The sequence below is a fragment of the Flavobacterium mesophilum genome (assembly GCF_039581405.1).
Taxonomy (GTDB): Bacteria; Bacteroidota; Bacteroidia; order Flavobacteriales; family Flavobacteriaceae; genus Flavobacterium.
In genome coordinates, this window is the sequence record NZ_JBCPXZ010000002.1 from 898,369 (window position 1) to 920,444 (window position 22,076).

General features: G+C 34.1%; 15 protein-coding genes and 1 pseudogene. 5 read left to right on the forward strand and 11 right to left on the reverse strand.

The features are described 5' to 3' along the window. Nucleotides 1–90 precede the first annotated feature (90 nt). The 3 genes from bglX to AAYQ19_RS08300 all read right to left on the reverse strand — a co-directional run bounded on the left by bglX (nucleotide 91) and on the right by AAYQ19_RS08300 (nucleotide 5,157). Nucleotides 91–2,388, reverse strand: a complete 2,298-nt coding sequence (gene bglX / locus AAYQ19_RS08290; RefSeq protein ID WP_343535777.1) for a beta-glucosidase BglX — start codon at nucleotides 2,386–2,388, stop codon at nucleotides 91–93. Between the two features lie 296 nt (nucleotides 2,389–2,684). Continuing rightward, nucleotides 2,685–4,067, reverse strand: coding sequence for a sialate O-acetylesterase (locus AAYQ19_RS08295; protein ID WP_343535778.1), 1,383 nt, complete (start codon nucleotides 4,065–4,067; stop codon nucleotides 2,685–2,687). Further along, nucleotides 4,057–5,157 carry an SGNH/GDSL hydrolase family protein gene (locus AAYQ19_RS08300; protein ID WP_343535779.1) on the reverse strand — a complete coding sequence of 367 codons (1,101 nt, stop codon included), beginning with the start codon at nucleotides 5,155–5,157 and terminating at the stop codon, nucleotides 4,057–4,059. The genes AAYQ19_RS08295 and AAYQ19_RS08300 overlap by 11 nt, the downstream gene beginning before the upstream one ends. 218 nt (nucleotides 5,158–5,375) lie before the next feature. Between AAYQ19_RS08300 and AAYQ19_RS08305 the strand changes: the two genes are divergently transcribed. Beyond that, nucleotides 5,376–5,873: a C40 family peptidase gene (locus AAYQ19_RS08305; protein WP_343535780.1), complete on the forward strand. Its 498-nt coding sequence runs from the start codon at nucleotides 5,376–5,378 to the stop codon at nucleotides 5,871–5,873. 118 nt (nucleotides 5,874–5,991) lie between these two features. On the opposite strand, the gene AAYQ19_RS08310 is transcribed toward AAYQ19_RS08305, so the two are convergent. After that, the gene (locus AAYQ19_RS08310) at nucleotides 5,992–7,569 is read right to left on the reverse strand and encodes a L,D-transpeptidase family protein (protein ID WP_343535781.1); all 1,578 of its coding nucleotides are present in this window, start codon (nucleotides 7,567–7,569) and stop codon (nucleotides 5,992–5,994) included. A 156-nt stretch (nucleotides 7,570–7,725) separates the two neighbouring features. After that, entirely contained in the window at nucleotides 7,726–8,139 is a 414-nt protein-coding gene (locus tag AAYQ19_RS08315; protein WP_343535782.1) for a DUF1573 domain-containing protein, read from the reverse strand. A gap of 165 nt (nucleotides 8,140–8,304) precedes the next feature. Between AAYQ19_RS08315 and AAYQ19_RS08320 the strand changes: the two genes are divergently transcribed. Together AAYQ19_RS08320 and AAYQ19_RS08325 are read left to right on the forward strand one after the other, a co-directional pair. Beyond that, a complete protein-coding gene (locus tag AAYQ19_RS08320; protein WP_343535783.1) occupies nucleotides 8,305–9,567 on the forward strand; it encodes a sensor histidine kinase in 1,263 nt (420 codons plus the stop codon). Then, a complete protein-coding gene (locus AAYQ19_RS08325; protein ID WP_343535784.1) occupies nucleotides 9,564–10,250 on the forward strand; it encodes a response regulator transcription factor in 687 nt (228 codons plus the stop codon). Before AAYQ19_RS08320 ends, AAYQ19_RS08325 begins: the two co-directional genes overlap by 4 nt. A gap of 330 nt (nucleotides 10,251–10,580) precedes the next feature. On the opposite strand, the pseudogene AAYQ19_RS08330 reads toward AAYQ19_RS08325, so the two are convergent. Then, nucleotides 10,581–10,885 (reverse strand): annotated as a pseudogene (locus tag AAYQ19_RS08330) (GIY-YIG nuclease family protein). A gap of 93 nt (nucleotides 10,886–10,978) precedes the next feature. On the opposite strand from AAYQ19_RS08330, the gene AAYQ19_RS08335 reads away from it, so the two are divergent. Next, nucleotides 10,979–11,743, forward strand: coding sequence for an MBL fold metallo-hydrolase (locus AAYQ19_RS08335; protein ID WP_343535785.1), 765 nt, complete (start codon nucleotides 10,979–10,981; stop codon nucleotides 11,741–11,743). Nucleotides 11,744–11,745: 2 nt separating this feature from the next. Here AAYQ19_RS08335 and AAYQ19_RS08340 read toward each other — a convergent pair whose 3' ends face one another. Continuing rightward, a complete protein-coding gene (locus tag AAYQ19_RS08340; RefSeq protein ID WP_343535786.1) occupies nucleotides 11,746–13,947 on the reverse strand; it encodes a B12-binding domain-containing radical SAM protein in 2,202 nt (733 codons plus the stop codon). Nucleotides 13,948–14,082: 135 nt separating this feature from the next. Here AAYQ19_RS08340 and AAYQ19_RS08345 point away from each other — a divergent pair, with 135 nt between their 5' ends. Then, a complete protein-coding gene (locus tag AAYQ19_RS08345; RefSeq protein WP_343535787.1) occupies nucleotides 14,083–18,147 on the forward strand; it encodes a DUF7948 domain-containing protein in 4,065 nt (1,354 codons plus the stop codon). Between the two features lie 57 nt (nucleotides 18,148–18,204). Here the strand turns inward: AAYQ19_RS08345 and AAYQ19_RS08350 are convergent, their stop codons facing one another. From AAYQ19_RS08350 to AAYQ19_RS08365, 4 genes are all read right to left on the reverse strand, one after another. Further along, nucleotides 18,205–19,566, reverse strand: a complete 1,362-nt coding sequence (locus AAYQ19_RS08350; protein WP_343535788.1) for an alpha/beta hydrolase family protein — start codon at nucleotides 19,564–19,566, stop codon at nucleotides 18,205–18,207. A 17-nt stretch (nucleotides 19,567–19,583) separates the two neighbouring features. Further along, nucleotides 19,584–20,237, reverse strand: a complete 654-nt coding sequence (locus AAYQ19_RS08355; protein ID WP_343535789.1) for an SdpI family protein — start codon at nucleotides 20,235–20,237, stop codon at nucleotides 19,584–19,586. A 3-nt stretch (nucleotides 20,238–20,240) separates the two neighbouring features. Continuing rightward, nucleotides 20,241–20,495 carry an autorepressor SdpR family transcription factor gene (locus AAYQ19_RS08360; protein ID WP_343535905.1) on the reverse strand — a complete coding sequence of 85 codons (255 nt, stop codon included), beginning with the start codon at nucleotides 20,493–20,495 and terminating at the stop codon, nucleotides 20,241–20,243. Between the two features lie 98 nt (nucleotides 20,496–20,593). Beyond that, complete coding sequence (locus AAYQ19_RS08365) at nucleotides 20,594–21,871, reverse strand: MFS transporter (RefSeq protein WP_343535790.1); 1,278 nt, start codon at nucleotides 21,869–21,871, stop codon at nucleotides 20,594–20,596. Between the last annotated feature and the right edge of the window lie 205 nt (nucleotides 21,872–22,076).

Consider the following 22,076-nt stretch of genomic DNA (forward strand, 5'->3'; position numbering starts at 1 on the left):
CTACTCAAAAAAACTTTGCAACTTAGCGTCTTCGCGAGATTATAAAACTTTGAACCTTTGTTACTTTGTCCCTTTGAACCTTAAAAAAAACTATTCTTTTATTTCAAACCCACTCTGCAAACCTTTATCAGAGCTTCCTCCAACCATGATTTTGAAGGTTCCCGGCTCAACAAAATACTTTCCTTCATTATCATAAAAACCAAGTTCTTTATCTGTTAAAGTAAATTTTACGGTTTTTGTTTCTCCTTTTTTAAGATTCACCAATTCAAAACCTTTCAATTCTTTAATTGGGCGAATGATGCTTGCAAATTCATCATGAATATACAGTTGAACTACTTCTTTTCCGTCATAATTTCCTGAGTTTGTAACCTCAACGCTTACCTCAACTTTTTCTCCTTTTGCAAAAGAAGTTTTATTCAGTTGCAAATTCTTATAATCGAAAGTCGTATAACTTAATCCAAAACCAAATGGAAACTGTGGCGTTTTTTCCACATCCATATAATGCGACCAGAAAACATTTTTATCACTGTCAGTTGGTCTTCCTGTGCTATATTTGTTATAATAAATTGGAACTTGACCCACATTTCTTGGGAACGACATTGGCAATTTTCCACTCGGATTATAGTCTCCATATAAAACTTGCGCCACTGCATTTCCGGTTTGAGTTCCTAAATGCCAAGCTTCGACAATTGCTGGAACATTTTCTGCAGCCCACGGAATACTCAACGGACGACCATTATTTAAAACCAAAACGACATTCGGATTTACTTTGTAGATTTCTTCTAATAATTCTTGTTGCAAACCTGGCAAATTCAAGTCAGTTCTACTTCTTCCCTCACCGCTTTGGAATCCGTATTCGCCTAAAACCATTACGACAACATCGGCTTCTTTTGCTGCTTTTTTCGCCGCTTCAAAACCGCTTTTATCTGTGGTGTTGAAAACGGTTTCGGTCAAGAAAGTTGCTTTCTGTGTCAATAAATCAGCTCCTTTTTCAAAGACCAATTGATTGTCTTTATATTGCTGCATTCCTTCTAAAACGGAAACGGCAGTATTATCATCGGCTGCAATTCTCCAGCTTCCTAGCGGACTATTTTTATCATTTGCCAAAGCACCAATCAACGCGATTTTCTGTCCTGATTTCTTTAGCGGAAGCAGATTCTTTTCATTCTTCAATAAAACGATAGATTTTTTCGCCATATCCAAAACGCCGTCGTTATTGGCTTTACTTCCAACAACTTCTTTCTCACGTTTTTCATCACAGTATCTATACGGATCATCAAACAATCCTAACTCAAATTTCACTCTTAAAATTCTGCGAACGGCATCATCAACTAAAGATTCTTTTACTTTACCTGATTTTACCAAATCAACCAATTTTGCAACATATAAATACGATTCCATATCCATATCAGAACCTGCAATTACCGCTTTTGCTGTCGCATCGGCTTCATCTTTTGCGTAACCATGCGCAATCATTTCACGAATTGAAGCATAATCAGAAATCACAAATCCGTCAAACTTCCATTTCCCTTTTAAAATATCTCTTTGCAAAAAGGCATTTCCAGTTGCTGGAACACCATTCAACGTATTAAATGAATTCATAAACGTACGAACTCCTGCTTCAACCGTCGCTTCAAAAGGAGGCAAAACCGAATTATACAATTTAGAATTACTGATATCTACAATATTATATTCCAATCCAGCCTCCACATAACCATAGGCTGCAAAGTGTTTTGCACAGGCCGCAATTGTATTTACTTTAGCCAAATCAGCAACAGTTTCTCCTTGAAAACCTTTTACACGTGCATAACCAATTTTGCTTCCCAAATAAGGATCTTCTCCTGCACCTTCCATCACACGGCCCCAACGTGCATCATTTGCAACATCGACATTTGGTCCGAAAGTCCAATTAATTCCAGATGCCGAAGCTTCGTCAGCCGCAATCGCCGCCGACTTTTTAATCGCTTCTAAATCCCAACTCGCAGCCTCTGCCAACGGAATCGGACTTAACGTTTTATAACCATGAATTACGTCAAAACCAATAATTAACGGAATTCCTAATCTCGTTTCTTCAACAGCAATTTTCTGCACCGCACGAACTTCTTTCACACCACGAACTGTTAGCATCGATCCAACCAATCCTTTTCTTAAATGTTCGTATTTTAATTCGGCCGTTCCGCCTTTTGGAGCTGGACCTGTAACATCCCAAAAACCATTATATTGATTCATCTGCCCCACTTTCTCTTCTAAAGTCATTAAAGGCAAAAGCAAATCTATACGTTGTTCAATAGTTTTATTTTTATCCAAATACGGCTTTTTTTGTGCATTCATATTTCCAACAGTAAACAGGGACAAAACCCCAATAATTATTATTTTTTTATTTTTCATGGTTAGTTAGTTTTTAAGCTACTAAGGTGCTGAGATACTAAGATTCTTAGTTTAATGTTTTGGGCGTGCCCCTCCGGGTCGGGCTATCCGTTGCAAGTCCTCGCACTTCCTTCGTCAGGCTGTGGGCTTTCCACTGCTATCCCTCACGCAAACGGGTTCACGACAAATTTTTGTTCGTTACGTCTTTGCTAGATTCAAATTACTCAATGCGGGCTTCGACTTCGCTCAGTCGGACAAAGCAAATACCTGTGTAAATCCGTTAAATCAGCAAAATCCGTGGGCAAAAACCTAAAATCTCAATCCTCAAAACTAAAACAAGAAGCAGGCAGATTTGCTTTGTTAAACAAATCCGACTGCGTTGTATTTCCCCATGCAAACCTCACTTTTGCTGGATTTACAACTTTTTTACTTGTCAAAATCACTTGATTATTTTTTATCAAAGCTTCAGCAGGAACAAAAACACCGTCGGTTCCGGCAACTTCAAATTGATTCGATTTTTTGTCTTTAAAATAAAGTCCGTCAGCATAGTCAAAGGAAACGATCACTTTATTTTTCTCAATTTTAATGTCTTTAAAAAGTGGGCCGTTTACCAAATTAGAATTGGTTTTATAGGTTTCGGCCAAAGCCAGATTCGCCAAACGAATTCCGACTGATTTTTTATTTTTTGGATGAATATCAATGGTATCTGAAATATCTGAAGTCAAAACCATTCCGGTTTTTTGAACTTCTTTCAATAATTTTCTTTGCGAATTTCTTACCGTTACATTTGAGAAATTATTGCTTCCTGATTTAAAAGGCGCAATCTGAACATAGTAAAACGGAAAATCATCTTTCCATTCTTTTCGCCATGAAGTAATCAATGCACCTAACGTTTTATCATAAACCAACGAACCAACATTCGATTCGCCTTGGTACCAAAGCGTTCCAGCAATTTTAAATCCAACTATTGGATAAATCATGGCATTGTAAGCACGTCCTGGCTGTCTTGGTCCGTATTCTTGTTCGTTTAGTTTTTTGGCATTTTCTAATAAAACTGGATCATTGTTTACGACTTCTTCCGGCATCCAGATTTCCGCAGGAGTTCCTCCCCAATTTGAAGAAATCAATCCGATGGGAACATTTTTCAAATCTTCGCGAAGGCGTTTAGCAAAAAAGTAGCCAATCGCACTAAAATATTTCATGGTTTCCGGAGTCGATTCCGTCCAATTTCCAAGCAAATTATTCTGCGGACTAGTAGCCGTTAATTTCGGAACAGTAAAAAAACGAATGTTTGGATTTGTAGCATTTTTGGCTTCTTCTTCTCCATTATCAATTCCCCAACTCGCAGACATTTCCATATTCGATTGCCCCGAACAAAGCCAAACTTCACCAATCAAAATATTTTTTAAAACAACTTCATTGTAGCCTTTTATAGAAATAGTAAAAGGTCCGCCGGCTTCAGGAGTTTTAATCCATAATTCCCATTTTGCTTGATTATTCGCAACCGTTTTATATTCTTGATTATTCCAGCTCGAAACTAATTTTATTTCTTCTTTAGGACTTGCCCAACCCCAAATTTTCACTTCGGAGTTGCGTTGTAAAACCATATTGTCACTAAAAATATTCGGAAGCGAAACGTTTGCCATCATAGTACTGGAAATCAATAAAAAGAAAACAAACTTATAGATATTATTTTTCATTTAGCAACTTCTTTAAAAATGGACCATATTCATTTGCCATCACTTTTTGATCGGCAACATCTGGATGTCCTAGACAGCCGTGCGGTGTCATTGGCTTGAATTTGAAAATCAAAATCGGTTTATGCGCTTTATCATCCGCGAAAGCGTTTTTAACTTTATTCAGGCAATCTTCAAAAACAATTGCTTTCTCGCCATTTACCATTGGACTGTTTGTAATCACAATTTGTGCTTTCGGATTATGTTCATAAAGCATTTTTATGAAACTCACATAATTGGAAACATACTTTTCAGCATTAAAAGGCAGTCTTTCTTTTTTACCATCTCCGCTAGAAAAATCATTCGTTCCTAATGCAATACTGATAATATTTGGCTGAAAAGCAAAATCATATTTGGGTTTCGAATTGTCTTTCGTCAAATACAAATTCTGGTAAACATCTGGCATTATTGCTTCGTCTTTGTTCTCATCATTCCAGTTGCGATACATTCCAATTCCAGAAACAGAGCTTACTAGATAATTCACTCCAATTGCTCTTGAAAGCGTAGGTCCATAAGCATAATAACTGTTATGATGATCCATATATTCCCCTTTATCGCACGGAACGTCTGATGCATCGCTCGCCGCGCCACAGGTAATCGAATCTCCTATAAATTCAATTTTCTTTCTTTTTTGAGCCGAAATTGTAGTCAGTTTTGCCGTTGTGCCTGCAAATAATACACCGCCAGTATGGGCTTCGGTATTTTTGTAAATTTCCAGTTTATGTTCTTTTTTATTCGAAGCAACTTTGATTGGGAAAGATTGAACAGCGCCTTTTTCTATTCTGATTTTCCCCATATATTTCCCGTCCAAAACCAACGAAACATAATTATGATGTTCATACGAATCAACACTTTGAAGCGAAATCGAGCATTGATTTCCACTAAAATTAAAAGAAACGAAAGAAGCTGTTCCAATTAAAATGACATTATCATTTTGAAGTTTTTCAACTCGGCCTTCGTATAAAAAAGTTTTATTCTGATTTTGGTTTTGCGAAACACAAACGGTTGCAATATGCAAAAACAAAATTAAAAAAGGTATTTTTTTGAGAAACATAGGTTATTTGTTAAAATCTAAATAGAATTCACAAATATATTTGAAACTCTTGATTCAAAAAGATACTAAAATGTCAAAACGTAATAAAAAAACACCACATAAACACATCATTTTCGAGGTCGAGAACGTTATTTCTTACAATTGAAACAAAATGTATTCGTTTGAGATTAAAAATTTAGCCTTATCTTTATACTTTAACCCTTTTTTGCATTTACAAAATGAGATTTCGTTTTCTAATTTTCATACTCCCAATTATTCTATTTTCTTCTTTCAATGCAAAAAAGGAAAAACAGGAAATTAGTACTATTCAAACCCAAATTGATCGTGATTCAATTGTGGCGTATGCCAAAAAATATTTGGGAACACCTTATGTGTATGCGAGCAGTGATCCGAAAAAAGGTTTTGATTGCTCCGGTTTTGTAAGTTATGTTTTCAAGAAATACGGAATTACTTTGCCAAGAAGTTCTGGCTCTTATAAAAACATTGGCACAAAATTAAATCCAGAAGAATTTAAAGTTGGGGATATTTTGGTTTTCTATGGATATAAAGACAAAACCATTATTGGCCACCTCGGAATTATTTGTGAGGCCAATGGCATGCAATCCAAATTTATTCATGCCTCTTCTGGAAAAGCACAATGCGTAACTATCACTTCCCTTGATACCGAACATTACACCAAACGTTTTTATAAATGCATTGATGTTTTATCTGAATAATTTATTTCACGCAGATTTAAAAAGATTTAAGCTGATGTGCGCAGATTTATTTTATAAAAAAATCTATTTAAATCTGCTGTAATCTGCCAAATCTGCGTGAAAAATCACTTTATATTTTTTACTCTTCAGTCAATAATTTTAGCAGACTTTCATCTCTTCCGTAAATATCTTTGTAGAAGTTTAGATTTCCTTTTCGATCTACCCAAGCAGTAAAATATCCAATATAAACAGGAACTTTCTTTTTTAAAGTATACCAACTTTCTTTTCCTGCATGCATAGCTTTATCAATTCGAGCTGGAGTCCATTGTGGATCATTTTTTAATAATTCGATAGCCAATTCACGAGGTTTTGCAACACGCACACAACCATGGCTAAAAGCTCTGCTTTCTCTTTCAAATAAACTTTTTGCAGGCGTATCATGCAAGTAGATATTGCTTGAATTTGGAAACAAAAATTTCACTAAACCAAGCGAATTATTCTTCCCTGGAAGTTGGCGAACGGCGCCATTATTCCATTCCAGATTTTTCTTTTGTAAATAGTTTTTATCCTTTGCCATTCCGGGTTTAATCTCTGAATTGATAATACTCGTAGGAACATTCCAATACGGACTAAAAACAATATTATTCATCATACCACTGAAAATAACCGTTTTTGTCATTGCTTTTCCAACCACAACCGGCGAAATAAAAGCGATTTTACCATCTTCAATGATATACAACCTAAATTCAGGAATATTGACTTCGATGTATTTTTGTCCTTTTTCCAATTTAGGATCGATCCAACGGCAACGCTCCATATTAACAATAATCGTTTTGATTCGGTCAGAAACCGGAATATTCAAATCGTCAATATGTTCTTTAAGAATCGTATTTTTTGGTGTATAACCATGACGCAATTCATACGTTTTAATTGCATTGATCAAAACGGTATCACAAATCGCGCTTTTAGTATCTTCTTTTATGTCATGCGTTACAAAAAGTCTTTCTCGAATTTGAGCCACAACATTTGACGAATCGCCTACTTTCAAACTTTTAAAGTCCTCACCTGTTTCAATAGTTTTCCAACCTCCTTTTTTTTCAATATCACGATATTGCTTCAAAACATCACGCAGTTTGTAATACTGGCTGAACATTTTGCTTTTATGATCATCATTTATAGTTGATTTTTGAAAAATAGAATCGGTTAAGGCGCGATAATCCATTTTTTTTCTCGGCAAAAGCCATTCTAAGGAAATAATCGTTTTTTCATCAAAACCGGCGTAGACTTTTTCAGCATAATAGAAATACAGGTTTGAAATCATTAAATCTGTACTTTCTTTCGAAAGTTTATTATCGGTATTACTTTCAAAAACAGCATTGATTTCTTTATAAGGAAAATTTGCTTTTAAGCCTTCTTCATCCAAACCTTTGTATTTATTGAATAAAGTATGAGCAAATTCATCGATGCCCTTATTATCCTGCCACAATTGGGTTGATTTATTTTTTTTGTATAAAGTCGAAACCTCATCTTGAAATTTGGCTAATTTCGGGTATGTTGTATAAAAAGAAGCAATTTTCGAACTATCAATAGTAAGATGAAGTTCTGGAATTTCAACTTTGGCTTTTACTTGATTTTCTTCTTTTTTATCTCCTTTTGAATTACATGAAACAATAGCAAAAAGGCTAACGGCAACAATAAATTTATACCCAATTTTCATAATAAAATTTTTAATAAAAATAGAAAAGTTTTCATAAAAACAAACCTTTCCAAAATGAATTTTTTAATAAATCTCACCTCTCAAAATAAATAAAAAAAAGCCCCAAATACATTATGTACTCGGGGCTCACGATATAACCAACCTATTAAAATTCTATTAAATAACGGTTCCTTTTAAAGTAAGTATTTTTGGAGTCGTTTCAGCACTTGTCGTAACCGTTACTGTTTTTGTAAAAGCGCCTTTGTTTGCTGCATTGTAAGTTGCCGTAACTTTAGCCGTTTTTCCTGGCTGAATTGGCTCTTTTGTATAATCTGTTGCTGTACAACCGCAAGATCCTTGAACATTCGTAATTACAACTGCTGTTTTTCCAGTGTTTTTGAATTCGTAAACAATTGCTTTTGGAGTTCCTTGCGGAATTTGTCCAACATCGATTGTTTCGGCTTTCCAAACAATTGTTGAAGCTGTTTCGATTGCTTTTGGCTCAGAAACCAAAGATTTTACTGGCGCAACAGCTGAGAAAGACATTAAACCTAATGCCAATGCTAACATGGAGATTTTGATCATTTTCATAGTTAAATATTTTTAGTGATTTATAGTTCTAAATTTGTATTTCAAAAGTATTTCAGAATAAATCAAATCGCTGTTAACCGGTTTCAAATCTTTGTTAACGACTTGTTAAGGGGTGTTTTTAAGCATAAATTTGATTAATATTACACTTTTAAAAAGCCATTTTTCTTGAAAATAAACAGACTCAATAGTATTATCCTCCTCGGACTAATTGCCATTATTAGCATCTTGGTAGCGCAATTGCTTTGGACAAAAGAGGCTTTTACATTAGAACAAAAAAAACTCAGCCAAAAAGCACATATTGCCCTGCTTGAAGTTTCCCGAAAATTATATGAAGGAACGGATCATGAACATTCTTGTCAAAATCCTGTTCAGAAAATTTCGAACGATTATTATATTGTCAACATTGAGAATGATTTTGAACCGGATATTTTAGAGTTTTATCTGAAATCGGAATTCAAAAAAATGAACATCACAACCGATTTTGAGTATGCGATGTACAATTGCCAAAGCGATGAAATGGTGTATGGTGATTATGTTTCTTTATCCAAAAAAGGAAAGCAAAACAAAACGGTTTATTTCCCGAAACATAAAAATCTGGTTTATTATTTTGCTGTTCGTTTTCCAAACGAAACGACTTATTTGTTTAGCTCGATGCGTTTTTGGTTTGTGCTTTCGACGGCATTAATTCTGATTTTGCTTATTTACGTATATTCTATTTTTAAGCTTTTGCAACAAAAAAAATACTCCGAACTGCAACGGGATTTTATCAATAATATGACGCATGAATTCAAAACGCCCTTGTCTTCTATTTTAATTGCATCCAAATATTTGATTGAACAAACTCCGATTAAGGAAGATAAAAAACTGCATACGTATACCGATATTATTATCAATCAAAGCAATAAACTAAATAGTCATATTGAGAAGATTCTGAATATCGCTAAATCAGATTATGCGCCTTTAGAAATAAAAAAAGAAACCGTCTTAATTGTTCCGATTATTGAAGAAACGATTGAAAACATTCAATTGAAATATCCTGAAGCTTCTGTTAGAATTGAAACAACTTCAAAAGATTTTCAAATTGAAACTGATGTCTTTCACTTTCATAATTTGGTTTACAATTTGCTGGACAATGCGGTAAAATACTGCACCGAAAAACCAGAAATTCTGGTTCAGATTTCACAGCAAAACCAAACTTTAAAATTGGCTTTTGTTGATAACGGAATTGGGATTCCGGTTAAAAACATTTCTTTTATCTTTGATAAGTTTTATCGCGTAAAAAACGAGAAAAGCAATGAAGTAAATGGTTTCGGGCTTGGTCTATACTATGTAAAAGAAATCTGCAGTCTTCAAAACTGGAAAATTAAGGCCGAAAACAATCCAGAAAAAGGCATTACTATAACTTTATCTATTCCTTATAAAAAATGAAACAGTTCAAAATACTTTATACCGAAGATGATGAAACTTTAGCTTTTTTAACCAAAGACAATTTGGAACAAAACCACTATCATGTTGTGCATTGCTGCGATGGACAGTCAGGTTTGCAAAATTTCAAAAAAGAAAAATTTGACATTTGCATTTTTGATATCATGATGCCAAAAATGGACGGTTTTGATTTAGCAACCGAAGTCAGAAAACTAAATACTGATATTCCAATAATTTTCCTTTCAGCCAAAACTTTAAAAGAAGACCGAATTAAAGGCTTGCGTTTAGGCGCTGACGATTATTTGGTAAAACCTTTCAGCATTGAGGAATTGCTTTTGAAAATCGAGATTTTTTTAAAACGCTCGCAAAAAAATATTCCTTCAGAAAAATCGGTTTATGAGATTGGGAAATATAAATTCGATACTAATAATTTTATTCTTTTTAATGACGTTGAAAAAATTAGCCTGACACAGCGCGAAGCTGAATTGCTGAAACTTTTTCTAGACAACAAAAATTTGGTTTTAAAGCGAGAACAAATTCTGACCGCACTTTGGGGAACTGATGATTATTTTATGGGAAGAAGCCTTGATGTTTTTATTTCGCGTCTTCGAAAGATATTGACAAATGAAAAAGGCATTTCTATTGAAAACCTACACGGAATTGGATTTCGATTTGCGATTGAGTAAATATTTATATTCTGCCTAAAACATAAGGTAACCACAACGTTTGTCATTCCGACGAAGGAGGAATCTCCGCGACAATATTCCGCATCGTAATTGAAAACCTTTGGCGAGCTACTTGTAGAGATTCCTCTTTCGTCGGAATGACAAACTGTATCAATAAACTAAACCGCAAAAGCATGACCACAAAGCTTTGTCATTCCGACGAAGGAGGAATCTCCGCGACAATATTCCGCATCGTAATTGAAAACCTTTGGCGAGCTACTTGTGGAGATTCCTCCTTCATCGGAATGACAAACTAGGTGTTGAAACCTTGATAAAAAACTTTGTTCTCCCTTAATATTCTAAAAACTCTAAATTCGGATTCATTGTTTTTATTAATATAATTTCTTTTCTCTTCTCCAACCTTTTAATTCCTTTTCTCTTGCAATCGCTTCTTGAATCCATGTGAATTTTTCATAATAAACTAAAAACTCGACATTGTATTTTGATACAAAGGTGTTTTTCTCTAATAAAATATTTTCTTTATGCTTTAATAATCTCTTTTTTAGATTATTTGTTACACCAATATAAAAAACAGATTTCGCTTTATTTGTAAGAATGTAAATGAAATAAGTATGAAAACCTTCTTGTAGATGCATAATTCAAAAATAACAATTCAATTAAAAATAAAGAAAAATCTGTAAATACTATTTGAAAAATCTTCGTATTTTTAAGTTCTAATTTTGTCAGATATGAAAATACATCATTTGCGAAATGCCACTTTAGTAATTGAAACAGAAAAACATGTAATTCTGGTTGACCCGATGTTGGGTAAAAGAAAAACAATCCCGCCATTTACTATTTTTCGTTATAAACCAAAGAGAAACCCTCTTGTTGCTTTACCCAAAAACAGTCGAGAAATTTTGAGCAAAGTGACCCATTGTTTAATTACACATTTGCATCCTGATCATATCGACAAAGCCGGTGAAGTTTTTTTAAGACGAAAAAGCATTGCGGTTATATGCAGTTCTAAAGATGAAAAAGAACTGACAAAAAGAGGATTAAACATCGTACAAACGCTTAATTACTGGGAACCTCAACCTTTTCTGGATGGAAGAATTATTGGAATTCCAGCCCTTCACGGTTATGGTTTTATTGCCAAACTCATGGGCAATGTGATGGGATTTCATATCGAGCTTGCAAATGAAAAATCCATCTATATAAGCTCTGATACTATTTTTACAGATGATGTACAAAAAGTATTAATTGAACTCAAACCTGATATTGCGACTGTCGCGTGCGGAACAGCAAGACTCGATTTTGGACAGCCTTTATTAATGCGAATGAATGACATTTTGAAATTCGCGGCTCTAGCACCAGGAAAAGTTTTCGCGAATCATCTTGAAGCTTTAAATCATTGTCCAACAACACGTGAAGAGTTAAAGAAAGCGCTTTCAGAAAATGATCTTTTATCGAAAACCGCCATTCCCAATGATGGATATGCTATTGAATATTAAGATTACAAAACTAAAAGGCCAAATTCTCGCAACGTATTGACAGGTTTTGAATACCAAAACAATTCAAAATCCTCTAATGAAGTTTCAAAATCATTTTTCACTTCCTGAAAAGTATAGCTTTTAGCACCTGAAACTGAAATTTTATCCAAAATAGAAAGCAACCATTCGCCTTCATCTTTGTTGGTTTGAATAGTAAAGCTTTCTTTTTTGTCATGAAAAGTCAATGACATCATTTCCCAGCTTCTGCCTTTTTTTGATTTTGTGAAAATTTCTGCAAAAGGTTTTCCGCCAAGCCAAACTACTTTTGCATTTGGTTTTGTGTTGAAATCATTTTGCTCTTCCAAAGCATTAAAAATAAAATCAGGATGAATTTTGGTTTTCGGAATTTTAAAGTCGAACCAGTCTTGCAATTCATAATCAAAACAGATTCCGTGCATGAAATTAAAAAGTGATTTTTTCAATCCGAAACTGAATTTATCATGATTAATTCCTGTAGCATCACTGTATTCAATATCATTGTTAGCAAAAGTTCCAATTGCTTCAGTTTTTTTGGTTACACCAAATCGCTCTGGATACAACCCGACCGGACTATGTGCCGTAAGCGCAAACTGATGCCAAAATCCTGACTGTAAAACACCCGCCTCAAACAATTGACGAACCATTTCAAGACTGTCAACAGTTTCTTGAATGGTTTGTGTTGGATATCCGTACATTAAATACGCGTGCACCATAATTCCGGCTTCGGTGAAATTTCGCGTCACTTTTGCTACTTGTTCAACGGTGACACCTTTGTCAATCAATTTCAGTAATCGGTCTGAAGCTACTTCCAAACCACCGGAAACCGCAATACAACCGGAAGCTTTCAATAATAGACATAAATCTTTTGAAAAACTTTTTTCAAAACGAATGTTTGTCCACCACGTTACGGCCAGTTTTCGTTTTAGAATTTCTAATGCTACAGCTCGCATCAAAGCAGGCGGTGCGGCTTCATCAACAAAATGGAATCCGTTTTGTCCTGTTTGCTCGATCAATTCTTCCATCCGGTCACAAAGTAAACTTGCCGCGACAGGCTCGTACACTTTTATATAATCTAAAGAAATATCGCAAAAAGTGCATTTTCCCCAATAACAACCGTGCGCCATAGTAAGTTTATTCCAGCGTCCATCACTCCACATTCTGTGCATCGGATTTACGATTTCAATAACCGAAATATACTTATCCAAAGGCAAATCTGAATAATCTGGCGTTCCGACTTGGGATTGTTTGTAATCGTGTTTTAGAGAATTATTTTTATAAACAACTTCTTCGTTTTCTAATAAGAAAGTTCTTTTAAAAGAATCTGAATCTAGATTTTCTAAATGACAAATCAACTCTTCAATTGGAACTTCACCATCATCCAAAGTAATAAAATCAAAAAACTCAAAAACACGTTTATCTGAAAGCGATCGCAATTCGGTATTTGGGAAACCGCCACCCATTGAGATTTTAATCTCGGGATGATTTTGTTTTACCCATTGCGCACATCGGAATGCACTATATAAATTCCCAGGAAAAGGAACAGAAATTAAAAATAATGTTGGTTTTACTGCTTCGATTTTAGCTTTTAAAAGCTTAATCAAAATCAAATCGATATAAGTTGGTTCTTGTTGTAAAGCCTCGTATAATTCATCAAAAGAATTGGCACTTCGACCTAAACGTTCAGCATATCGGCTAAAGCCAAAATTTTCGTCGACACATTCTACAATAAAATCCGAAATATCTTCCAGATACAAAGTTGCCAAATGTTTTGCTTTATCCTGAGTTCCCATTGTTCCAAACGCCCAATCGAGTTCTTCTAATTGCGCAAAACGAGAAGCTTCGGGCAAAAAATCTTCTTGGCAAATCTGTAAAGCCAAAGTTGGATTTTTTCCCTGCAAAAACTGAATTACAGAATCAATGGTTTTAATGTATTCATCTTGAAGAGCAAAAATTCTTTTAGAATTATCTGAGATTTCAGAATCAACCTGAAACTTGACACTTGACACTTGAAACAAATCAATAAGTCCTTTTTTCGAAAACAATTCCAAAATAACATCAATACCCAAATCTGCCTGAACCGATTCGATATTTTTAGTATTCAAAAAACCTTTTATATACGCCGTTGCCGGATACGGAGTATTCAGTTGCGTAAATGGTGGCGTTATTACAAAAAGCTTTGTTTTCAAAGGGATTTATTTTTTTGCAAAAATACGTGTTATTGCCGACTTTTTTAGGAAAAGATTTTAACGTTCTGGGTTTTGAACTTTTAGTTTTGTTTTGTAGATATTTAATTACATTTGCGACAACCCAAATCAGTTTAAATGAATAAAAAATTACTTTTCCTTTTCTTTTTAATTGCTGCTCAATTATTTTCTCAAAACAAAAACCAATCTATTGGTTTTAAAGAAAATAAAGGTCAGATTATTGACCAAAAAGGGAAATCGAACATATCAGTTTTATATTTACTGAATTCTAACGGATTAAATGTTCAATTGAAAAAAAATGGCTTTTCATATGATATTTATGAAGTAAAAAAGATTCCTGTAACAGAACCTAAAGATCCGAGAAACGAAAGAGAACACTCTTCACATTTTCAAAACGATAAAAAGGACCAAAAAACTAATTTTAAATTAGAATACACTTTTCATAGAATTGATATTGACTTTGTTAATTCGAATTCTAAAGTTGAATTGATTGCTACCCAAAAATCAACTGATTTTGATAACTATTATAATGTTCCAAATAAACCAGAAGGAATTACTGGAGTACATCAATACAAAAAAATTACCTATAAAAATATTTACCCAAATATTGATGTTGTTTTTTCAATTCCAAGTGATCCCCAAAAAACGGTCGAATATAATTTTGTAATTCATCCAAAAGGAAAAATCTCAGATATTCAATTAAAATTTAATGGTGCTGAAACTGAATTAGCAGACAATAAAATTCAAATGAATGTTCGTTTTGGAAAAATGGAAGAAACGTTGCCAGCCAGCTGGATTGAAGAAGACGGAAATAAAAAAGAGATTGAAGTTGGTTATACGAAGATTAAGAAAAATATTTATGGGTTTAATTCTTCTAATGCTGTAAATGGAAAAACAGTTATTATTGATCCTGTGCCAATAAGGCTGTGGGGTACTTTTTTCGGAGATGAAACTAATATTCATATTACACTTGGCCCTTCTAATATCAGCACTGATTCTTTTGGAAATGTTTATGTATCAGGAACTACTACGGCAAATAATTCATCTTATGTGACAACAGGTGCGCATCAGACTTCAATTCCACCTTATGCTTATCTTAGCACAAATGGGATAATAGAAAAATTCGATCCAGATGGAAAACGATTATGGGGCACTTATTATGGAGGAGAAGGTTCTAATTCAATAAATGGAATAAAAATCGACCATCAAAACAACGTTTTGATAACAGGAGCAACTCAAGCTCAGACAAACATAAGTACAATTGGGTCTTACCGACCAAATTTAACAGGATACACTGATGCTTTTCTAGTCAAATTTAATGATTTAGGCAAGAGAATATGGGGAACATATTTTGGAGGTGAAAATGGGGAAACTGCTAATGCATTAGCCCTGGATGACAACGATAATATTTATATAACCGGAAACACAAATAGTAAAACTGCTATTAGCATAAACAACAATTTTCAAACACAATTAAACGATCCTTATTCTTCAAATTATGATGGATTTTTAACTAAATTTAATTCTGACGGAAATGTAATTTGGAGTACATATATTGGCGGTGAATCCCAAGAAGACATGAAAGCCATAGCTGTGCGCAACAATACAGTAGCAATTGGAGGTTTTTCTTCTAGTTCTACAAATATATCTACTCCTGGTGTTTTTCAGGAATCACACAATGAAATTTCAGACGGAATCGTTTACAAATTTTCAACCAGTGGACAAAGAAAATGGTCAACTTATTATGGAGGCGAACAAATTGACGAAATATACAGTATTGAAATTGATGATGAAGATAATATCTATATTGGAGGACAAACAGCTAGTAAAATTAATATGACAACTCCTGGGAGTTTTGACAGCTCAAATTCTTTCTCGTACAAAGGTTTTTTTGCAAAATTGAACACTAATGGACAAAGAGTCTGGGGAACTTATTTAGGTGAAGCTTATGTGTATTCAATATTTTTTAAAAATAATTCATTATACTTAGGTGCAACCAACTTTGGCTTTTCGTATTCTAAATTAACTAGCTCATGTTCTTATAAATCGAATGAAGATTTTGAAGGATACATTGGGAAATTTTCCAAAGGAGCAGATCTTATCTGGGGATCTTATGTAGGAGGAAGCAGTGTATTTAAAACCACAAGAATAGCACTTGCCAATAATAATATGATTTTTGTTAGTGGAACGTCATCTGAAAACAATGGTATTGCAGACACAAATTCTCATCAATCTGTCGTATTAGGAGATTTTGACAATTATTTTTTAATGAAATTTGAAGAACCACTTATACTTAATATTCCGAAGATTGAAAGCAACTCTCCAGTCTGCATTGGAAAAACATTAGAATTAAAAGCATCAGGCGGAACCACCTATTCATGGACAGGTCCAAATGGATTTACCTCGACAGATCAAAATCCAACCATAGTAAATGCAACAACAAATAATAGTGGCGAATACAGTTGTACAATAACGGGAACTGGCGGTTGTGATGATACAAAAAAAATCACCGTTTTTATTGGAGATAATGTGGCTCCAATTCCTGTTTTAGCAACTCTTCCAACAATAACAGGAGATTGTAATACGACTGTAACAACAATTCCAACAGCAAATGACGCTTGTTCAGGCTTAATCAATGCAACAACTACAAGTCCGTTGTCTTATGCTTTACCTGGAACTTATACAATTGTTTGGAATTACAGCGATGGAAACGGAAATGCATCAACACAAAACCAAACTGTTATCATTACAAGTCAACCCTTGCCAAGAGCAAATTCTCCACAAACTTTTTGTGTGCAGCAAAATGCAACTTTAAACGAAATTCAAATAACGGGTCAAAATATAAAATGGTATAGCAACTTAACTAACGGAACACTTGTTTCTCCTACAACTGTAGCTCAAGATAAAGCAACTTATTATGCATCTCAAACGATAAATGGTTGCGAAAGTGAAAGAGTCCCTGTCACAATCAATATTCAAGTTACTTCTTCACCAACAGGAAATGCAAATCAAACATTTTGTTCAAGCCAAAATCCAACAATTGCTAATATTGAAATTACTGGAACTTCAATAAAATGGCATGATGCGCCAAATAATGGTTCTCTATTGTTAGAAACTACAAGTCTTGTTAATGGGAAAACGTATTATGCATCACAAACTGTAAATGGTTGTGAAGGACCAAGAGTCGGAATTATAGTTTCTATAGTAAATACGCCTCCTGCTCCCACAGCAAATGCAAGTCAATCTTTCTGTAAAAGTGAAGATGCAACATTGAGCAACATTCAAATTTCTGGACAAAACATAAAATGGTTTGATACGGCAATGTCAGCTTCAACTTTACCTAATACAACTTTGTTGGAAAACAACAGAACGTATTATGCTTCACAAACTGTTGGATGTGAAAGCGACAGAACGCCAATTTTAATTCATGTCTATGACACTCCTAGGCCAACTGGAAATAACAATCAGCTTTTTTGTCTAGATGAAAATGCTACAATTGCGAATCTTAACATCATTGGAACAAATATTAAATGGTACGATGCAGCAACAAACGGAACTCTTTTACCAACAACGACCTTATTGCAAAATCAAACCTATTATGCAACCCAAACACTCAATAATTGTGAAAGTCCAAGATTTACTGTAAATGCAAAAATTCAAGATACTCAGGCTCCAATTGTTGCTTCTCCACAAATATTCTGCATCCAGCAAAAAGCGAAAATCAGCAATATTAATGTAATAGGAGAAAATATAAAATGGTTCGAAAGCGCTACTTCTACAATAAGTTTACCTGAGTCGACTTTTCTTGAAAACGGAAAGACCTATTATGCTTCAGAAACGATTAATGGATGCGAGAGCGACAGAATTCCGACAACAATTTCAATACTTGAAGCAACAGCAGGCAATTGTATTAATTTAGTTGAGGAACTTCCTTTTCCAAAATTCTTCACTCCAAATGGCGACGGATACAATGATCATTGGACAATTGATTTTGCCTATTTGGCTCCAAATACAGGAATCAAGATATTTGACCGATATGGAAAATTCATCAAAGAACTGAGCAATGGGGCCGCTTGGGATGGAAATTATCTTGGCCAACAACAACCTGCTTCAGATTACTGGTTTATTGCTACCCGATTAAACGGCAAAGAATTCAAAGGGCATTTTAGCTTAAAGAGATAAAAAATCAAAAGCCTCGGAAATATTGTTTTTTCATTTTCCGAGGCTTCAATAATTACTTTATTTCGTTTGCACCAAAAGCCAATTCGAAATTTCTTCTAAGGCAATTGGAGAAAATGTTTGTTCAAGAGATCCATATTCAGTTGGAGAGCCAGTTTGGCATTCCTGAAACAAATGATTTAAGTTAGGCAATGCTTTCGTAGTCACTTTTTTATTTCCCGATTTAGTCAATACATCTTTGATGATTTCTAAATTGACTTCAGCTGGAACTTGCAAATCTTTACTTCCATTTAACGCTAAAACTGGACATTTTACTTTTTTCAAATACAAAGTCGGATCAAGTTTCAAAAAATTGTATCTCCATGGATTTGTTATTTGGGCCGTCATTGATTTTGATAAATCATCAGTAAGATTGAGCTTGCTCTTAAAAATATTGGTGATGTTGCTTTTTAAATTATCATCATTGGTTGAACTAGCAATAATCAAATCATAAGCACTTTTAAAAGCCTCTTTTCCTTTTTGAATTTCATTTTCTGACACCCCAATTTGTTTCTCGATTAGCTCCTTTTGCAAAAGCAGTAATTTGTCGCCACGAAGTCCAGGTCCCGCCAGTAAAACAATAAATGCAACATCTTTAGAATCTCCAGCAATCATTGGGGCAATTATTCCGCCTTCGCTATGTCCAATCAAACCAATTTGGCGCTTATTAATTTCCTTTCTAGTTTTTAAATATTCGACTCCAGCTTGAACATCTTTCGCAAAATCAGTGGTAACAGCAGCTTTAAAATCACCTGTTGATTCAGCGGTGCCACGATCATCAAATCTCAGGACTGCAAAACCTTTTTTAGTCAAATAATCGGCTAATACCAAGAAAGGTTTATGTCCCAGAATTTCTTCATCTCTATTTTGAGCACCACTGCCTGAGATTAAAATTACGGCTGGAAAAACACCCTCTTTTTTAGGCATAGACAACGTTCCGGCTAAAGTTACCTTATCAATTTTGTTTTCGAATTTTACATCTTCCGTATAGTAGGGATAAGGTTTTTGCGGTTCCTGAGGTCTTAAATTTTGTATGTTTCCCTTAGAAAAAATGACATCAAATGATTGTCCACTTTGAGTAAATTTTCCAATAATAGTATTATCTGAATTTAATTTTCCTTCATATGAAGCGCCTGCAACTGCAATATTCAATTTTAATTCAGAATTTTCAAAAGTAGTCGTTGCAATTGGAATTCCCTTAGCCATCTGGTCCGGGCTATCCATAGTCGAAACGTAGCCTTTATCTGTTTTATCGATATGTACAACAATTCTTAAGTTCCCATTTGGAGTTTTTAAAACACCATTCCATTGTCCTGTAATTTCTTGTCCCACAACAAAAGAAGAAATTAAAAATGTTAGTACTGCAAGTATAATTTTAATCATTTTATCTTATTTAGGATTTATTTTTTAGTATCAAGGTTTCTGAATTTAAAATAGGAATAGACCATCGGAATGATTGCTATCGTCAGACCAATGCCTACAAATATTTTAGAAAAAGTAAATCCTGGAAAAATCAAAGCTCCAAAAACAACGACAAAGCCAGCAACGAGCCACAATTTCCCGGCGAAAGCATGAGTTGCTTTCCAAACCTTTTGATTCTCTAACGTCCAAGGTGTGCGAATCCCAATAAAATAATTAGGCTGTATTACTTTCAAATAGTTTCCAAAAATCATCAATAAGACACCAACTGCAGCATAAATTAAATTTGGATTTGAATAGGACTGGTTCTTTGCGAGATAAATAAAAAATGAAGCTGTCACAGACATAAATAAAATCAAAAAAAATCTTAATTGATAGAACTTTCTTCCCATCATCGAAATTCTCTTTTTAGGATCAATTTTTGACGCGGCAAGCAAAATGAAATACATTAAAACCGGCAACATAAAAATCAAAATCACTAAAATAGATTTACTTCCCCAATTGTCGATTTCACCTTTAAAATTCCAATGTACCGGAACTTTTTCAGGAAGACTGTCCCATATCAATGCCAGATAAACAAAAGGAGTCAAAATTATTCCAATTATTGGAAGCTCTTTTTTCAATTCTAAATTCATTTTTTATTTCTTAAAGGTTAGTATCCACTGCAAAACATCTTCCATTATGGTGGTATTGATGGAATATATGATGAATTGCCCGTTTTTTTCGGATGTAATTAATTCAGCTCGTTTTAAAATATCTAAATGATGAGAAATACTAGGCTTTGAAATATTAAAGGCATCGGCAATTTCTCCTGCCGTCAAATCTCTTTGCTTCAACAGCTCGAGAATCTCTCTGCGCGTTGCATCATTTAATGCTTTAAAAATTTCGTTCATCATTTAAATATTTAGACAAATATCTAAATACTTTTTTAATTAGCAAAAAAAAGCAGCAATTTTCTTATTGCTGCTTTTTTATATAATTGAAAATTAAACTAAAACTTATGCTCGTCCTTACTAATCACCAATAAAGAAATCAATGAAATAAAGGCTGCAATCATTAAATAGATACCAACATAGGTAACGCTATAAGTCGACGCCAACCAAATTGCAATCATAGGTGCAAAAGCAGCTCCAAGAATTCCGGCTAAATTAAAGGTCAAAGAAGCTCCAGAATAACGAACGTTTGTTGGAAACAATTCCGACAAAAAAGTCCCTAAAGGCCCATAAGTGAACCCCATTAAAGCCATTCCGATGCAAGCGAAAGTAGTTACTAATGTAATATTTCCTGTACTTAAAAAGAATGAAAAGAAAGCTCCAAAAACTGCAATAGCGGCCGTGGCCAAAATAAGCATTTTGCGTCGTCCGATTTTATCTGCTACCACAGCTGAAACCGGAATAAAAATCGCAAAAAACAATACTGAGAATAATTGTATCAACAACCCATCTCTTTTAACAATTCCTAAATCGGATGTTGCCCAGCTTAATGTAAAAACAGTCATTAAATAAAAAACCAAGAAAGTCGTAATTGCAGCAAAAGTCCCAAAAATCAATTGGTTTTTATACGATTTAACCAATTCAAGGAAAGGCACCTTTACTTCCTCTTGTTCTTTCTTAGAATTTTCAAATGAAGGTGTTTCTGTAATTTTTGTTCGGATATAAAAACCTACTACAACTAAAAGTGCACTCGCTATAAATGGAATTCTCCAGCCATAGTTCATAAAATCTTCATTACTCATAGAATCAGTCAATAGCAAAAAAGTTCCGCCAGAAAGCAATAAACCTATTGGGGCACCTAATTGCGGAAACATTCCGTACCATGCTCGTTTATGCGGAGGTGCATTTTCGATTGCAAGCAAAACTGCTCCACCCCATTCTCCACCTAAACCAACACCTTGACCAAATCGGCAAAGCATTAACAATAAAGGAGCTGCTACACCAATGCTAGCATAACTCGGCAAAAATCCAATTGCAACTGTAGAAATACCCATAGTCAATAATGCTGCAACCAAAGTAAATTTACGACCAATTTTATCACCATAATGTCCAAAAAAAGCAGATCCTAAAGGACGTGACAAAAATGCTATTGAAAAAGTTGCCAACGATTCCAGAGTCGCCATGGTAGAATTAGCACTCGGGAAAAATAATTGAGGAAAAACCAATACCGCTGCATTGGCATAAATATAAAAATCAAAAAATTCAATTGTGGTACCAATAAGGCTTCCAAAAAGAACATGTTTTAAAGAGTTCTTTTGATTTGGGTTATTTTTCATGTAAAATAGATATAACTTTTTTTTGATTACAAAAATATAGTTTCATTATTAATAATTCATCTTTTCAAAAAATAGTTTCAGAAGAAGTACAGGATTTTAACAAATTCAATATATTTTACATTTTACAAAACATCAAATTAAAATCAGAATTAAAAACTTGATTTTAGGCGTTTTAAAAAATCAAATCATAAGCTATCGTTAAAAA

Bases quoted from the DNA above. Each gene is read 5' to 3' on its own strand.
- bglX (WP_343535777.1), bottom strand. From the start codon at position 2,388: ATGAAAAATAAAAAAATAATAATTATTGGGGTTTTGTCCCTGTTTACT.
- AAYQ19_RS08295 (WP_343535778.1), bottom strand. From the start codon at position 4,067: ATGAAAAATAATATCTATAAGTTTGTTTTCTTTTTATTGATTTCCAGT.
- AAYQ19_RS08300 (WP_343535779.1), bottom strand. From the start codon at position 5,157: ATGTTTCTCAAAAAAATACCTTTTTTAATTTTGTTTTTGCATATTGCA.
- AAYQ19_RS08305 (WP_343535780.1), top strand. From the start codon at position 5,376: ATGAGATTTCGTTTTCTAATTTTCATACTCCCAATTATTCTATTTTCT.
- AAYQ19_RS08310 (WP_343535781.1), bottom strand. From the start codon at position 7,569: ATGAAAATTGGGTATAAATTTATTGTTGCCGTTAGCCTTTTTGCTATT.
- AAYQ19_RS08315 (WP_343535782.1), bottom strand. From the start codon at position 8,139: ATGAAAATGATCAAAATCTCCATGTTAGCATTGGCATTAGGTTTAATG.
- AAYQ19_RS08325 (WP_343535784.1), top strand. From the start codon at position 9,564: ATGAAACAGTTCAAAATACTTTATACCGAAGATGATGAAACTTTAGCT.
- AAYQ19_RS08335 (WP_343535785.1), top strand. From the start codon at position 10,979: ATGAAAATACATCATTTGCGAAATGCCACTTTAGTAATTGAAACAGAA.
- AAYQ19_RS08345 (WP_343535787.1), top strand. From the start codon at position 14,083: ATGAATAAAAAATTACTTTTCCTTTTCTTTTTAATTGCTGCTCAATTA.
- AAYQ19_RS08350 (WP_343535788.1), bottom strand. From the start codon at position 19,566: ATGATTAAAATTATACTTGCAGTACTAACATTTTTAATTTCTTCTTTT.
- AAYQ19_RS08355 (WP_343535789.1), bottom strand. From the start codon at position 20,237: ATGAATTTAGAATTGAAAAAAGAGCTTCCAATAATTGGAATAATTTTG.
- AAYQ19_RS08360 (WP_343535905.1), bottom strand. From the start codon at position 20,495: ATGAACGAAATTTTTAAAGCATTAAATGATGCAACGCGCAGAGAGATT.
- AAYQ19_RS08365 (WP_343535790.1), bottom strand. From the start codon at position 21,871: ATGAAAAATAACCCAAATCAAAAGAACTCTTTAAAACATGTTCTTTTT.